Consider the following 13,986-nt stretch of genomic DNA (forward strand, 5'->3'; position numbering starts at 1 on the left):
AATTCGCAGACTAGGTCGATAAACCCGGCCTGCGACTGGAGTAATTAAACTGCAGGAGTTCCTTTAGCTTTTGCTGTACTTTTAATTGTGTCGGCAACTTCGGCAAGTTTCGCTTTAACTGCTTCCAACTGACCTTCGGGAACGCGTTTTTTAATTTCTTCAGAAATTTGGTTATATTTCTCAACGATCTTTGCACGAGTTTCATCGTAGTTCTTACCTGCGACAGTGGAAACTTCTTTAATCTCGTTCAATAGCTTGTCGACGGATTCGCGAATTTTTACGGAACCTTCAGAGTTATCAGCTGCGCCTTTTGCGACCAATTCGCCATAGGTCTTTTCTAACTCTACTTTTGCCTTTTCGACACCTTCTTGTCCTGATTTTAGCAGTCCGATTCCAGCGTTGAGGATATCCAACAATTGTTTTTCCATGATCCTTTCTCCTTAGGGGAAACTATTTAGTGCATCGCACAAACCACTTGTAATGCGCCGCACAAATTCGGTCAATCTGGAAATTGAAATTTTCCTTCGGGTTTCGATTTTTTTAGTTAGATGAGGATATTTAAATAGATTCGGATTCCGGATAATGGAGGTCCATTCCGTCCATTTCCTCGCGAATTAATTTTGCGATTAGATAATCCCGATACCATTTCTTATCTGCGGGAATGATTTTCCAAGGGTAGGAATCTTCGCAAAAACTCAGCACTTGTCCGTAAGCCTTCAAATGTTCGTCATAGAGGGAATGGGCCACTAAATCGCTAGGGTCAAATTTCCATTTTTTTTGAGGATCCTCGAGTCGCTTTTCGATGCGGGATGACTGTTCTTGCTTGGATATATGAAGGAAGAATTTGATGACGAGAGTATTATTCTCTTCGCTTAATAGTCTTTCGAATTCGGCGATGTATTCTAGCCTCTTTTGAATTCGATCTCCATTAATATCTTTTTTTACGAGAGGAACGATAACGTCTTCATAATGAGAACGATTGAAAACTTGGATCATCCCCTTCGCGGGCGTTGACCTATGAATCCTCCATAAAAAATCGTGACCTTGTTCTTCCTGATTCGGAATTTTCCAACCGACACAGGTACAACCGAGAGGATTCAATACGGTAAATAGTTTCTTAACCGTTCCGTCCTTGCCTGAAGTATCCATTCCTTGAAGAACGATCAGAATCGCTTTCTCTTTAGAGGCGAAGAGTCTAGTTTGTAATTCTCCGATTCTATTTAAATGATCGATTCGATCCTCTTCCGCTTTTTCCTTTTTTACGTCGTTAGGCGGTTCGGTGGAAATCTGCTTTAGATCGATCATTCGAAGTAACGTACGTATTCGTAGGACGGTGTCAAATCTAAGTTACAATTCGATAAAAGTATTTTACCACCGGGCGATATGATCCTCCGCCCAACCTTGCCCGCCTTTAATTCTGAATTCGTTTTTACCCACTCGAAGGACTCCGTCAAAATTTCCGATCATTTGGTGAACGGTTGAGCCGATGATTCCGACATTCGACGTTGCTTTTCGGTGATATGTCGGAGTAAGAGTTAATTCCACCGCTTTACTATCTTTCGTATAGATAATCCAAGGCTTATTGGGATCTTTTCGGTCGAATTCGAAATTCACGTCCGAAGGTAATTTATAGATTCTTCCATTAATTAAAAGAGCGTTTTCCGTCGTGCCCGTTCCGTCAGTCCATCCACCGCCAAGATTAATACCGTAGACTTCCTTTTTAGAAGGCCGATACGACATCGAAGCCCAATTCCATTTCGTCGAGTACGGCCAAACTCCCCTTCCAAAATCCAGAACGGCAAAGGAATCTTCTTCTTTGAATTCGTGGGATCTTCCGCCAATCTCCAGAGTGCCCTCTACCCCTAATCCGAAAAGTTTATGAGTAAATTGGAATCGATTTCGACTCCAAGGAACGACTACGTTTAAGGTTTCCCAACCTTGGGGGATGTCCACTCGCAAGTCGGCGTGAATATGTTTGCGATTCGATCTATTGAAGTTCACGAAAATTCGATAACTTCCGTATTCATCCACTTTGAATGAAACTATGCCGGATTTGCCTTCGTACAAAGCCGTGTTCGCAACGGTTTGTCCGAGGGAACAGCTTTGACCAAACGGTGTCAAGATCGTGCTTTCCTCAAACTCGCCCGTTTTCCGATCCAACCAATAGCAAAAAATCACACCGGCATAGTCAAGATCCGAAACGGTAAACGATGCCAGAAAATCTTTATCGTAAAAACACCAGTAATTCCATTTTTTCTTTCGTAACCAATGCCCGGTAACATTGCATCTATGCAACGGGATCTTTGACCATCCGATCGCATTCAAGTTAAGTTTTCCACCCGAGCTACATAGGACCGACTGTTGGTGAATTTCAGTTTCGAGATTCATGCTTTCGCCCAGACAATATTTTATGGAGGGGAATCCACTCAATTCTTTTTAAGAGTCGTACAAAAAACCGATCCGATACTTGCAGCTAAATCTCCACCGCAATTCTTCCTAATGTTCGGATTGCCGATGCTACTTTAGGTCCGAAGGAAATCCCCGCGTTGATTCTGAAATTGCTTACATATTTTCCCGATAGTGAAAATAAATTTCCCGGAACAAGACTGATTCTTTTTTTCGCCGCGCGAAAACGTAACTCCCGCGAATCCTTTCCGTTCGGAAGTTCGATCCAAAGTAAAAAACCTCCCTTTGGAATCGTCAAACGGGTACCTTTTGGAAAGTATTCCAAAAATGCGTCCGCGTAGGAAAGAATGGAATTTCCGATGCTCCGTCTAAAATTTCTAAGATGCCTTTCGTAACCGAGCGAACCCAAAAAATCCGCTGCGGCCAGTTGGGGAAGACTAGGCAATGCGATCGACTCGACCATTCTTCTTCGAACCGCTCTTCCGATTATTTCATGATTCGCAATTAACCAACCGGTTCTTAAACCGGGACTCACAGTCTTCGACAAGGAAGAGACTTGTATGATGAAACCTTCCTCATCCATAGATAGAAGGGACGGAGGTCTAGGCCCTGGAGAATGCAAAAGTTCGCCGTAAATATCGTCCTCTAAAATTTTAATCCCGTACTTAGCGGAAAGTCGGAGAACTTCCTTTTTGGAATTCAAAGGCAAAAGACTACCGGTGGGATTAGAGAACGTCGGCACGGTAACCAGTATCTTAGGTTGAGATGTTTTAAGCACGGATTCGTAGGAATCCAGATCCATCCCATAAACGGGATCCGTCGGAATTTCAATCGCCTTTAATTTCAATATGCTTAAAATTTGATATAGCACGAAGTGCAAAGGAGACTCCACAGCTACCTGATCTCCCGGCTTCGTTAATAAAGAAAGCGCGATAAACGCCGCTTCCGAACAACCGATCGTAATAAACACCTCCTCCGGTGAAATGTGTCTTTCTTTCGTGGAAGATCTTGTTGCGATTTTTCTTCTGAGTTCCGGATCACCTTGAACGTCCGTATAATTATGGAGAAACGAATCCCGCATAGCCTTACGATAAGAACGCTCCAAGGAAGCAAAGGGGAGAAATTGGGAATCGGGTACCGCCGCGCCGAGAGAAACGAATCTGGGATCCGCTAGTTCAGCCAAAAGGGACCCAACCTCTTCCGGAACGGTAGGACTTGCGATTCTGACCGGCTTATCCACCTTATAAGTGGAAACCGACTCCGATCTAGGAAGAATAAAATACCCCGACCTTTCACGTCCTCGAATGTATCCTCGTTCCTGTAAAATTCCGAAGGCTTCGACAGCAGTAGATAAATTGCATCTCTCTGATCGACAAATTCTCCTTAGGGAAGGCAGCTTAGTTCCGGGCAAAAATTCTCCCGCTTCGATCCGCCGAATCAAGGACATTGCTATCTTAGAGTATTTTGTTCCCGATTCATCTGTATTGGTCATAAAATAACATTCTGTATCTGTATGGTTAAATCTATTTAGTGTATAAAATAATTCGACCGTATGGGCAAGTCATTTACGAAATCCTTAATAACCTCCGAAGGATCGATTCGATCCTCTAACCGAGTCGCAAGAACGCCCGAATCGGTGATCAGGGATATCCTGAAAGTAATTAACAATTCGGATATACTTTCTTTTGCCGGAGGATTGCCGGACGATTCTCTATTTCCTATCAAATATTTTTCGGAGGGTTTCAATCTTGCGATCCAAGAAAGCGGGGCTAAACTTTTTCAATATTCGGAAACGCAGGGACATCAGAAACTTAGGACTTGGATCGCAGAATCGTATTACCCGGAGTCCGACCCCGAAGAAATATTACTGACAAACGGTTCCCAACAAGCGTTAGACTTGCTGGGAAGATATTTTCTTGACGAAGGTGATTTCGTCCTGATCGAAAAACCTAGTTATTTAGGCGCGATACAAACCTTTTCATCCTATGGTCCCCGATTTATCGGCCTTGATTATAGAAATGACGGGCCTGATCCTACGGAATTAAAGGAGCGGATCTCGCGAAACCCCACCCTGCCAAAATTTTTCTATTGTATTCCGGACTTTCAGAATCCTACCGGATTCTCTTATTCAGTACCGAATAGGAAAGCAATCGCTGAAATTTGCAGAGATGCGGGAATACCTATCCTTGAAGATATTGCATATAGGGAATTAAATTATAAAAATGAAATTCCAATTTCCTTAAGTATGCTTTGTCCCGAAAATACCTTCTCGATAGGTACGTTCTCCAAAACACTTTCCCCGGGTTTACGAGTGGGCTGGATACGGGCTCCTAAAGAACGTATGCGAGAATTGATCGTGCAAAAACAGGCGATGGATTTGCATTCTCCCTTGATTAATCAAGAGGTAATTTACCGATTCTTAATATCAGGTGATTTCCAAAATCACCTGATTAACCTTAAGCAAAACTATGCGCAAAAGGCAAAAATAGCGACCAAGCTGTTTCAGGAAATTTTTGGCGATACGATTCGCTTTCAGCCGCCTCGAGGAGGGTTATTTTTATGGATAGAATTTCTGGATGAAACGGATACGAATTTGCTTTTTAAAACCGCTCTCGCAGAAGGCGTAGCTATCGTTCCCGGAGATACTTTCTTTACCGCCGAGTCTTCTAGTAAGCAACTAAGATGGAATTTTTCCAGAGCCACTGCCGAGGAAATGGAGACCGGAGTAAAAAGATTATTCAAAGCTTGGCAGCGTCTGCACTCGATCTGAAAATTAAAGAAGATTATGAAGGGAAAAAATTCACGGCGGGAAGAAATTCCCGCCGATCGGGGAGGTTCAAACGGCTATATATCTTATGCGGTTTTCTTAGTCGGAATACCGTTTTTCACAGTTTCCGTAACTTCACTAAGTTTAGCTTTAATAGCGTCGACTTGTTCTTGGGGAACGAGTTTTTTGGCCTCATCTACAAGTTGATTGTATTTCTCGAGGATCTTAGCACGGGTATCTTCGTAGCCTTTTCCAGCTGCTGTCGTAAGTTCCTTAGCTTCGTTAAGGAATTTGTCGACGAACTCGCGAACGCGAACGGAAGACTCTGAATTATCTGCTGCACCTTTTGCTGCCAATTCTTGGAAGCTCTTGGTGAATTCTGCTTTAGCTTTTTCCAGTCCTTCTTGCCCGGTCTTTACAATACCGAGTCCTGCGTTAAGAACATCTAGAATTTGTTTTTCCATTTTACTCTCTCCTGGTCGCACCGTTGTGCAACGCACAATCCAGATTTAATGCACCGCACAATCCGGGTCAACAGGAAAAAGAAAAAAATTAGAAGCTAGATTATCCAGATTTTCGTTATGCGACGTCGTTATGGCAGATTTCCAGACTGTTTTATCCAAGAATCGCCCATTATAATCGTTTTTTCTTTTTTCCAATCTGAGAATTATCAAATATTTTAAAGCGAAAGCTCGTGATATGATGATCAAAATAGAGGGGAGTCGTTTATGGATATAAATGAAAGCAAGCTAGATCGTTTTCTAAGATCTTTCGCGGGATTGTTAATTATCGGCTGGGGATTGTATTCTCAAAGTTGGCTGGGTGCTTTCGGAATTATTCCTTTGACTACAGGGCTCGTCGGTTGGTGTCCGGCGTACGCGCTCTTTGGATTCAGTACTTGTGAGTCGTCCGAATCCTAATAATTGCTTTTCCTAATAAACGAATGTTTAATTGAGTTGCCGATCGAAGCCCTTCGTAAAGAAGAACGCTTTTTTTTGCAATCGCCAATTGTTCGTTTTTCTTTTCCTCCAAAGTCAGATCCGTTTCGTAACCTTCGGTGATCGAGAGAATCACTCTCTGAAGACTTGTCCCTATAAATTCCGTAAGACCTTTTTTGGATGCAACTAGTTCGTCTATTAGAGCGATCTCTCGAAGAGAGGCTCGAATCGAATCCCTTTCCCGTCCGCCATCTTGGATTAGAGTATAAATCCTTCTAGAAAGATCCTCGCCTTTCTGAACTTCTCTCAGGAATTCGCGTAACTCGATCGATATTTTTTTTAGATCCTCTAATAGATCGAACGATCTCAACAGGGATTCGGAATTTCTGATGCTTTTAATTGAATTTCGTATTTCCTGAACAAACTTAAAATCCGGGGAATTTTGTTCAACCCAGTCGGAGAATCCGATAAAAGGAATACCTTCCAACCGCGCTCCCTCGCTACTTAAATTTCTCCATGGGATCGCCTTCTTTCTTTCTTCAAACCATTTCTTAAATATGAGAAGTTTATCGTTGGTCCTAAGTCTTATACCTGTTTCGGATTCGATCCATTTTGCAGGTAACGCCGTCATTTGTCGATGATTGTGAAATTCTCTCCTAAACTTTCGTTTTTCCAAGAAATTCAATCTTTCTTCCAGAACGGCTCCTTTACAATGGGCAAGCGTTCCCGGAAATGAAAGGTCTTGCCCCAAAAAAAGAATCGATCTTGCTCCCATTTTTTCGGCCAGACTCGTTGCATTTGTCGAGACTGATCCGCCGAAATCCAAGCTACCGATTCCTTCATTTAAATTCGATTCGATCAATTTGATCCATGGAAAAGGTGAAGAGGTGAAAAATCCACCCTTCGCTACGGAAGACAAACGTAGCGAATGATAAGAGGTAGTCGGATCGAAAACGAATGCGGTATCGCCCGTATATCCTTCCAAATATTTAGAATTGAGGGATTGCGGATCTACGCTGAAAACCAAATCGGGCTCGATGCCTGCTTTTTGCAAAATCAACAAAGCAGTATCAACCGCAATCAAAATGAATCCATCTCGGAAACTCTTTAGGTCGGGTAAAGAATGAGAAAGAGAAGGTCCGGCTCCGCAAACGATTATGTCGATTTTGGATCGGCAAAGATCGAACAAGGATCGAATCGGATGCAAATGCAAAAGTTCGGGTAGATTGCGTAAAAAATTTCCCGTCCATACTTTTTCGAATCTGGTAAGGGTTGCAGTGTTTACGTCCTTCTTATGAAAATACGTTTCAGCTAAAAAGCGAGGTTCCTGGTATGCCGCAGCGTTCCACTGCAGACTTCCTCTATGAGGGATAAAGCTCACCGGCAATCCAGACACGCCTTTCAAACCCGAGTACAGGGACGTCTCGTTAAAAGGGGACAGCACGATTCGAAGTCGGTCGTTTTCTAATTCGCTTGAATAATCATAAAGCGAGAACGCCAATTTGATCATTCCCGGAAACGGTTCCAGCCAAACGCAAACAACCTTATCGAATTCTAAAGCATACTGAACCGAATAACCGAGGCCGGAACCGAAAAAAAGAAAAACCCGATCCTCGTCCCCTTTTTTAAGAGAATCTAGTTGTCGCTTAACTTCCGTGACCGGTTCTCTCGAACTGTGCAGCCAAGTGGAGCCGATTTTCAAACTAGGCAGACCGGACGGTGTCTGGACAAGTTCGGCTTCGATATTGGAAGAGCGAATTTCTTCGGCTATTTCGGGAGAAATTTTTCCCAAAGACTTTAAATTTCTATCAAGAAGATCCGAGCGAAGCTCTTTCATTGGAAGAATACATCGATCCTTTTTCCGTTAAGAGAACTTCCGGAAGAAGGATCCTGTTCATAACAAAATCCGCTTCCATGCAATTTAAACGGAACTCCCAAAGGAGAAAGCAGTTCTACGACTTCCCTCTTACTTTTTCCGGCTAAATCGGGAACATGATCGAATTTTATAAAGTGATTTTTCCGATCTAATTTCGGTAACCTTACATCGACCGTTCGCTCGCCTTGTTCTATAATTGGAATTATATTTTCTACGACTTCCTTGAACACCGGCGCGGCAAGTCCGCCGCCAGTGTGACTCGAACCCTTAGGCTCGTCGAAAAGGATCAAACCGACGATCTTAGGTTTCTCTGCCGGAAAGAAACCCAGAAACGACGCGGACCAGAGGCCGTCTTGATAACCTCTTCCTGAAACCGATTTCTGCCCTGTCCCGGTCTTTCCAGCGATCGAATATTCCTGAATATATGCATTCTTTCCGGTTCCGTCTCGAACTACTTTTGTCATCGCTTTCAATAATCTTTCGGTAGAATACTCGCGAATTCCCACAGGGGCTTCTTCCGCTTTGAATTCATGTAAAACTTCGCCATAAGAATCCGTAATATGAGAGACGACTCTCGGCGTTAAAAAACGGCCCCCGTTTACGACGGATGCAGCCGATGCGACAAGTTGTACGGGAGTCACGGATATACCTTGGCCGATCGCCATAAACATAGGAGTCGTCGGCGTCCACTTATTAAGCGTCGGAATATAACCCGTCGATTCGTTAGGCAATAGGCCGGTCTTATCTCCAAAGCGGAATCGCTTCATATATTCATAAAGTACTTCGTTCGGAATCCGAGAGGAGGCCTTGATAATGCCGGCATTGCATGAATACTGCAGAATTTCCTCCAAATTCACCTTCCCGTGAACTTGAGTGCATTTAATTCGAGTTTTCCCGTATTCCACGTATCCCGGACAATCAAACTTCTCGTTAGGACTAATTAAATTTTCATTAAGCAGTATGCTGGCCAAAAATATTTTCATCGTGGACCCGGGTTCATAAACATGCCGAATCGCCCAATTTGTATGAGAGATTTCCTCGAATGTCGCGTAACGATTCGGATCAAAGGAAGGAAAACTCGCCATAGCCAAAATTTTGCCCGTATGAATCTCCATCAAAAGCCCGACCGCCCTCTTTGCTCCGGTTTCCTCGAATCGTTTTCCTAAAGCTTTTTCCAGCTTAAACTGAATAAGACCGTCCAAAGTTAGATGAACATTGGCACCTCGATTCGGATCCGAGTCGGTAGGAGTCATCAGCTCTCGGTTATAATAATATTCCAGACCGGATAATGCCTTATCATCGTCCATCCCGGTAAACCCTACTAGGCTAGCCGCCAAGCTACCATGCGGATAAACCCGCTTGAATTCCCTCTCTCTCCTAACTCCCGGAAGAGCCATCTCCATAATGCGGCTCGCAGTGGCGTCGTCTATCTCGCGTTTCAAAAGAAAATACCTACTTTTTTCCCGAATCAATCCTTCGATTCTTTCCGGTGAAACATCAAGGTATGGAGAAAGTTGAATCGCGGTAAAATTCGGATCGTATATGTTTGCCGGATAAATTCCGATGGTCGAAGAATCGATCGACAGAGCCAATTCGATTCCGCGACGGTCATAGATCGCGCCTCTTAAAATTCGTTCACCGTTCTTAAAGGCGATTTCCTTATCATTAAAAAAAATTAAATAACCAACTCTTATCGTTAGAACTGCGAATAATACGCAGAGAAAATAGAAGAGAAACGAAAATCTTTTGCGATTAGGATGCATAGTTTTATTGCGAGTTCAATTACGTTGAGTCATCCTAACGGACAGCTCAACGAATAGTACGGATCCCGTCTGATGCTATTAGTACGATCGGCAAATTTCGACAATTCCCGAAGTCCTTTCGAGAGCCGATGCAAAAACGTTCCCGGTCATTTCTAGGTAAAAATTCGCGGGAGCCCACCCTTCCTGGGTGGGGGCGGGGGACGGTTTACATAATTTAAAATTTTTTATCATGGAACATTCTAAATGTCAATTCTCAAGAACAAGGCGGATGGTTGTAGGAGCTCACACAAGATTTACCCAAAAAGATGCTTGAAAATAAAATATGGCAGATCCAGGGCGGGCGAATCCGGACATTCTGCGAAGCCCATTTAAACTTCGGTCATTAAAAGCTGAGTAAAACTTTTCCGCGCAATTTTTGAAATGGAATGAGTCCGTAATTTCGAGAATCCGTGGAGAACTCACGGTTATCCCCTAAGACCAAAAAGTATCCGGGCGGGATCCTGCCAGAATCGCCGATACCGATGTTACCGGAAACACTCACAACGGGAACGATCGAAAGAGAAGGGGCTTGGGTTTTAAAACCGGACTTCACAAATGGCTCTTCCAATGAAGAATCGTTGATATGAATTCGCCCTTCGGAGAATCGAAAAAAATCTCCCGGGAGTCCGACAACTCTCTTTAAACTTAATTCGGTCCCGACACCGTCTAAAACAAGAACGTCGAATCGATCGATATCGGATTCGATCAAAGACCATGTCCAAGGGCCGACTCTTGCAGGAAATCCCCATTTTTTTACGAGAATTAAATCCCCGTCTTTGAAACTAGGCATCATGGAATTTCCGCTGATGAAGTAAAATTGAATAATGAAAATTCTCAGGTAAAGAACCGAGACGATAGCAAGAAACACCGGCAATGCTTTTTTAATCCAGAGGAGCATTGGAAATTTAGTCGATATGCCCGCTTTAGTTAAAAATAACATGCATTGCCCTTACACTCGAAAGACGGGCTTCTATCCATTAGACGGATCTCTGATTTTCCTACAACGTGAAAATGATCGTGATTTTAACGCGGATATCCCGCTATTTTCCGTTTTAACGGATATCTTCCGTAAATGCGAATCGAAATAAAAGATACAAAATCGAATTTGATGGTCGATTTGCTCATTTCTTTTAACAGTTTAACGATATTTACCGAAGAAATCTTCTTGCTTCGGCTTATTTTTAGAGCCAAACTTACTTATGCCCGAAAATAGCGCAGTACAAGGATATATCGCTCGTTATCAAGCTGAGAGGGGAAAGGTAAAAGCTTTTCTTTCCAAATTCCCTTTCTACGGTGATATCCTTAAAAACCACCAATACTATGATGCCGATCGATTGGCAAGAAACGAGCTTTCTAAGCGAATCGATTCTCTCAAAGAACCGCTTAGAAGGATCGAAGAAGGTTTCGTAAGAGATAGAAGAATGGAACTAATCGGCTCGACCGAGATCTTACTTTCATTGATAGAAAGATTAAAGAATGAGATATCGGGTGCCAGCTACGGACTCAACGGGTTAGGTAGCGGTTTTAAAGCAAGCGAAGCCGAGTTAGAAGCCCTTGCTGAATGGGATTATTCGCTTCTACAACATACGGAAGAATTAATTGCGAAAGCTAGTTCAAACGGTCTGAAAGCGACAGACTCCGCCGAAACAATCAGAGATTGGGTGAGTCAGTTTCGATCGGAACTCGACCAATTTGACGAAGCTCTTAAAAAAAGACGAGATGTATTTCTCAAGAAATAATTTCGTCTGTTTTTTAGTTTCCCCGAAATCTAATCCGAGATAATATCTTTCCAAGGAGTAAATATGGCATTAATAGACGTAATCAAGTACGAAGGAAATCCGGGCGAACTTGTCTGGAAATTTCCCAGAAATGATATTAGCACGTTCGGTCAGTTGGTCGTAAACGAAAGCCAAGAGGTCATCTTCTTTAAAGAAGGCAAAGCTTTAGACGTATTCGGACCGGGCACTCATACTCTTAAAACCGGGAACGTTCCGATTTTGGAAAAATTAGTGAATCTTCCTTTTGGAGGACAAACTCCTTTTACCGCGGAAGTCGTTTATGTAAATAAGGCTTTAGTTCAGTTAAAATGGGGTACGCCTGCTCCGATCCAAGTGGAAGATCCGAAGTACATGATCACTTTGGGCGTCAGAGCATTCGGAACTTATAATATTAAAGTAATCGATTCCAAATCTTTCGCTACGACGGTGGTTGGAGCGAAAGGCGCTTACAGCACCGACGAAGTCGATAATCTTCTGAAACCGATGGTAATTACTCGACTCAGCGATTTTCTGGCCGAAGTAGTTCTCAAGAGCGGAGAACCGATTACTCGATTAAGCCAGCATTTGGACGAAGCTTCTTCTGCCGGAAAAACCAAGGTTCAACCCGACTTTGCAAAATATGGAATCGAAGTCGTAGATTTTCTGGTTCAGTCGATTAACTTCGATCAAAACGATCCTAATTTCCAGAAAATCCAGAAGGTCCTCACCGATAAATTCGAAATCGAAACACTCGGCGGAATGTATCAGCAAAAGAGAATGCTTGATATCGGAGAAACTGCAGCGGGCAACCCCGGAGGTAATGCCGGCGAAGGTATGTCGGCCGGAATGGGGCTCGGTATGGGAATGAACATGGCAAACATGATGGCGAATATGATGGGTCAAAACCAGAATAATAATGCGGCCGCGAACGGACAAAACGATGCGACGGCAAGGCTTGCCAAACTGAAAACGATGCTCGATCAGGGGTTAATCACTCAGGAAGAATTTGATTCCAAAAAAAAGGACATCCTGAACTCTATCTAAAGTATGAGCTCTACCCTTACCAGGTATAAGGCGGAATTTCGCTGCATTAACGATGCCTGCGGAACCACCTATGATTTGAATGATATCGTCTATGAATGCCGCAAATGCGGCAGTCTTTTACAGGTTTCGCATGATATAGAAGCCTTAAAAGAAAAGTCGGGAAAGGAGTGGAAGGATTTATTCGACTTTCGATTTCGCTCGGTAAAGTTCCCCAATAGTTCCGGGATTTGGAATAAGCGGGAATGGGTCCTTCCGCATGTGGAGGATAAGGATATTGTCAGCTCCGGCGAAGGTCTATCTCATCTATTCTCGTCGGAAAGGCTGACCAAGGACCTGGGTCTGGGAGGGCTCTGGATCAAACAGTGTGGGATTTCCCACACCGGCTCATTCAAAGATCTAGGAATGACCGCTCTCTTGAGTCAGGTTAAGCATATGCTGAGTAACGGAGTAAATATTCGCGCCGTCGCTTGTGCAAGCTCGGGAGATACTTCTGCCGCCCTCGCCTCCTATGCTGCTAAGGCCGGTATTCCCGCAATTATCTTCTTACCTGCGGGCAAAGTATCGCAAGCGCAACTGATCCAACCCGTTTCTAACGGAGCAAAAGTGATCGCGTTGGAAACGGACTTTGACGGTTGCATGAAAATCGTGAAAGAAGTAACTAAACAAGCGGGAATTTATCTCGCGAATTCTATGAACAGTTTACGAATTGAAGGGCAGAAAACGATCGCTCCGGAAATTGTTCAGCAATTGGAATGGGAAGTTCCGGATTGGGTCATCATCCCTGGTGGAAATCTAGGAAACGTTTCCGCTCTCGGCGCCGGCTTTGAGATGGCAAAGAACCTAGACTTGATAAACAAATTGCCTCGAATCGTCTTAGCTCAGGCCGAACATGCAAATCCTCTCTATCTCTCGTATTTAACTAACTTTCAGGAATTTAATCCTGTGGAAGCAAAGCCGACATTGGCTTCTGCAATCCAAATCGGTAATCCGGTTTCCGTTCAAAAGGCGATTAAAACCTTAAAAACGTTTAATGGCATAGTAGAGCAAGCTAGTGAGGCTGAACTTTCAGACGCCGCAGCTCGAACGGATTTATACGGTCTCTACAATGATCCGCATACCGGAGTTGCAATCGCAGCTCTATACAAATTACTTTCGAAAGGTGTCGTCCGAAAAGGGGAGAAAGTAGTGGTAATCTCTACGGCTCACGGCTTAAAATTTACCGAATTTAAGCTCAAATTCCACGAAGGTAAAATTTCGGGTACAACCCCAGGTTTAGCGAACCAAATTCGGGTTTGTAAGCCGGAAGTCGGAAAGGTGATGGATGAGATCGGTAAATTCCTACAATCAAAGGGCTGAAATTTCTCAAAGTTCCCCCTTTTTTAGTGCCATTTTTTCC

At 43.5% G+C, this 13,986-nt stretch carries 13 protein-coding genes; 5 read left to right on the forward strand and 8 right to left on the reverse strand.

Features of this window, described 5'->3' with window-relative positions:
* Nucleotides 1-44: 44 nt before the first annotated feature.
* The 4 genes from LEP1GSC058_RS12190 to LEP1GSC058_RS12205 form a co-directional block, all read right to left on the reverse strand.
* Nucleotides 45-428: a phasin-related domain-containing protein gene (locus tag LEP1GSC058_RS12190; protein ID WP_016550084.1), complete on the reverse strand. Its 384-nt coding sequence runs from the start codon at nucleotides 426-428 to the stop codon at nucleotides 45-47.
* A 130-nt stretch (nucleotides 429-558) separates the two neighbouring features.
* The gene (locus LEP1GSC058_RS12195; RefSeq protein ID WP_016550629.1) at nucleotides 559-1,305 is read right to left on the reverse strand and encodes a PPK2 family polyphosphate kinase; all 747 of its coding nucleotides are present in this window, start codon (nucleotides 1,303-1,305) and stop codon (nucleotides 559-561) included.
* Nucleotides 1,306-1,368: 63 nt separating this feature from the next.
* The gene (locus LEP1GSC058_RS12200) at nucleotides 1,369-2,388 is read right to left on the reverse strand and encodes a DUF2804 domain-containing protein (RefSeq protein ID WP_039948350.1); all 1,020 of its coding nucleotides are present in this window, start codon (nucleotides 2,386-2,388) and stop codon (nucleotides 1,369-1,371) included.
* Between the two features lie 85 nt (nucleotides 2,389-2,473).
* The gene (locus tag LEP1GSC058_RS12205; RefSeq protein ID WP_016550136.1) at nucleotides 2,474-3,898 is read right to left on the reverse strand and encodes an aminotransferase-like domain-containing protein; all 1,425 of its coding nucleotides are present in this window, start codon (nucleotides 3,896-3,898) and stop codon (nucleotides 2,474-2,476) included.
* Nucleotides 3,899-3,958: 60 nt separating this feature from the next.
* Here LEP1GSC058_RS12205 and LEP1GSC058_RS12210 point away from each other — a divergent pair, with 60 nt between their 5' ends.
* On the forward strand, nucleotides 3,959-5,176 hold the full coding sequence (locus LEP1GSC058_RS12210) for an aminotransferase-like domain-containing protein (RefSeq protein WP_016549356.1): 1,218 nt from the start codon (nucleotides 3,959-3,961) through the stop codon (nucleotides 5,174-5,176).
* 83 nt (nucleotides 5,177-5,259) lie between these two features.
* On the opposite strand, the gene LEP1GSC058_RS12215 is transcribed toward LEP1GSC058_RS12210, so the two are convergent.
* Nucleotides 5,260-5,637, reverse strand: a complete 378-nt coding sequence (locus LEP1GSC058_RS12215; protein ID WP_016549914.1) for a phasin-related domain-containing protein — start codon at nucleotides 5,635-5,637, stop codon at nucleotides 5,260-5,262.
* A 264-nt stretch (nucleotides 5,638-5,901) separates the two neighbouring features.
* Here LEP1GSC058_RS12215 and LEP1GSC058_RS12220 point away from each other — a divergent pair, with 264 nt between their 5' ends.
* Nucleotides 5,902-6,093 (forward strand): YgaP family membrane protein, encoded by a 192-nt coding sequence (locus LEP1GSC058_RS12220; protein ID WP_016550129.1) that lies wholly within the window; start codon nucleotides 5,902-5,904, stop codon nucleotides 6,091-6,093.
* Here the strand turns inward: LEP1GSC058_RS12220 and LEP1GSC058_RS12225 are convergent.
* From LEP1GSC058_RS12225 to lepB, 3 genes are all read right to left on the reverse strand, one after another.
* On the reverse strand, nucleotides 6,065-7,948 hold the full coding sequence (locus LEP1GSC058_RS12225; protein ID WP_016550663.1) for a motility associated factor glycosyltransferase family protein: 1,884 nt from the start codon (nucleotides 7,946-7,948) through the stop codon (nucleotides 6,065-6,067). The genes LEP1GSC058_RS12220 and LEP1GSC058_RS12225 overlap by 29 nt on opposite strands.
* Nucleotides 7,945-9,750: a penicillin-binding protein gene (locus LEP1GSC058_RS12230; protein ID WP_016550904.1), complete on the reverse strand. Its 1,806-nt coding sequence runs from the start codon at nucleotides 9,748-9,750 to the stop codon at nucleotides 7,945-7,947. Before LEP1GSC058_RS12230 ends, LEP1GSC058_RS12225 begins: the two co-directional genes overlap by 4 nt.
* A 382-nt stretch (nucleotides 9,751-10,132) precedes the next feature.
* Complete coding sequence (gene lepB, locus LEP1GSC058_RS12235) at nucleotides 10,133-10,729, reverse strand: signal peptidase I (protein WP_016550215.1); 597 nt, start codon at nucleotides 10,727-10,729, stop codon at nucleotides 10,133-10,135.
* A 259-nt stretch (nucleotides 10,730-10,988) separates the two neighbouring features.
* Here lepB and LEP1GSC058_RS12240 point away from each other — a divergent pair, with 259 nt between their 5' ends.
* The 3 genes from LEP1GSC058_RS12240 (at nucleotide 10,989) to thrC (ending at nucleotide 13,946) form a co-directional block, all read left to right on the forward strand.
* Nucleotides 10,989-11,528, forward strand: a complete 540-nt coding sequence (locus LEP1GSC058_RS12240; protein WP_016549705.1) for an LIMLP_15305 family protein — start codon at nucleotides 10,989-10,991, stop codon at nucleotides 11,526-11,528.
* Between the two features lie 63 nt (nucleotides 11,529-11,591).
* Nucleotides 11,592-12,590 (forward strand): SPFH domain-containing protein, encoded by a 999-nt coding sequence (locus tag LEP1GSC058_RS12245; protein ID WP_016550467.1) that lies wholly within the window; start codon nucleotides 11,592-11,594, stop codon nucleotides 12,588-12,590.
* A 3-nt stretch (nucleotides 12,591-12,593) separates the two neighbouring features.
* The gene (gene thrC / locus LEP1GSC058_RS12250; RefSeq protein ID WP_039948352.1) at nucleotides 12,594-13,946 is read left to right on the forward strand and encodes a threonine synthase; all 1,353 of its coding nucleotides are present in this window, start codon (nucleotides 12,594-12,596) and stop codon (nucleotides 13,944-13,946) included.
* The last annotated feature ends 40 nt before the right edge of the window (nucleotides 13,947-13,986 follow it).

It is taken from the genome of Leptospira fainei serovar Hurstbridge str. BUT 6, assembly GCF_000306235.2.
Classification (GTDB): domain Bacteria; phylum Spirochaetota; class Leptospiria; order Leptospirales; family Leptospiraceae; genus Leptospira_B; species Leptospira_B fainei.

Coding starts and splice junctions, on each gene's coding strand:
- lepB (WP_016550215.1), bottom strand. CDS start 10,729: ATGTTATTTTTAACTAAAGCGGGCATATCGACTAAATTTCCAATGCTC.
- LEP1GSC058_RS12230 (WP_016550904.1), bottom strand. CDS start 9,750: ATGCATCCTAATCGCAAAAGATTTTCGTTTCTCTTCTATTTTCTCTGC.
- thrC (WP_039948352.1), top strand. CDS start 12,594: ATGAGCTCTACCCTTACCAGGTATAAGGCGGAATTTCGCTGCATTAAC.
- LEP1GSC058_RS12245 (WP_016550467.1), top strand. CDS start 11,592: ATGGCATTAATAGACGTAATCAAGTACGAAGGAAATCCGGGCGAACTT.
- LEP1GSC058_RS12225 (WP_016550663.1), bottom strand. CDS start 7,948: ATGAAAGAGCTTCGCTCGGATCTTCTTGATAGAAATTTAAAGTCTTTG.
- LEP1GSC058_RS12200 (WP_039948350.1), bottom strand. CDS start 2,388: ATGAATCTCGAAACTGAAATTCACCAACAGTCGGTCCTATGTAGCTCG.
- LEP1GSC058_RS12210 (WP_016549356.1), top strand. CDS start 3,959: ATGGGCAAGTCATTTACGAAATCCTTAATAACCTCCGAAGGATCGATT.
- LEP1GSC058_RS12220 (WP_016550129.1), top strand. CDS start 5,902: ATGGATATAAATGAAAGCAAGCTAGATCGTTTTCTAAGATCTTTCGCG.
- LEP1GSC058_RS12240 (WP_016549705.1), top strand. CDS start 10,989: ATGCCCGAAAATAGCGCAGTACAAGGATATATCGCTCGTTATCAAGCT.
- LEP1GSC058_RS12215 (WP_016549914.1), bottom strand. CDS start 5,637: ATGGAAAAACAAATTCTAGATGTTCTTAACGCAGGACTCGGTATTGTA.
- LEP1GSC058_RS12195 (WP_016550629.1), bottom strand. CDS start 1,305: ATGATCGATCTAAAGCAGATTTCCACCGAACCGCCTAACGACGTAAAA.
- LEP1GSC058_RS12190 (WP_016550084.1), bottom strand. CDS start 428: ATGGAAAAACAATTGTTGGATATCCTCAACGCTGGAATCGGACTGCTA.
- LEP1GSC058_RS12205 (WP_016550136.1), bottom strand. CDS start 3,898: ATGACCAATACAGATGAATCGGGAACAAAATACTCTAAGATAGCAATG.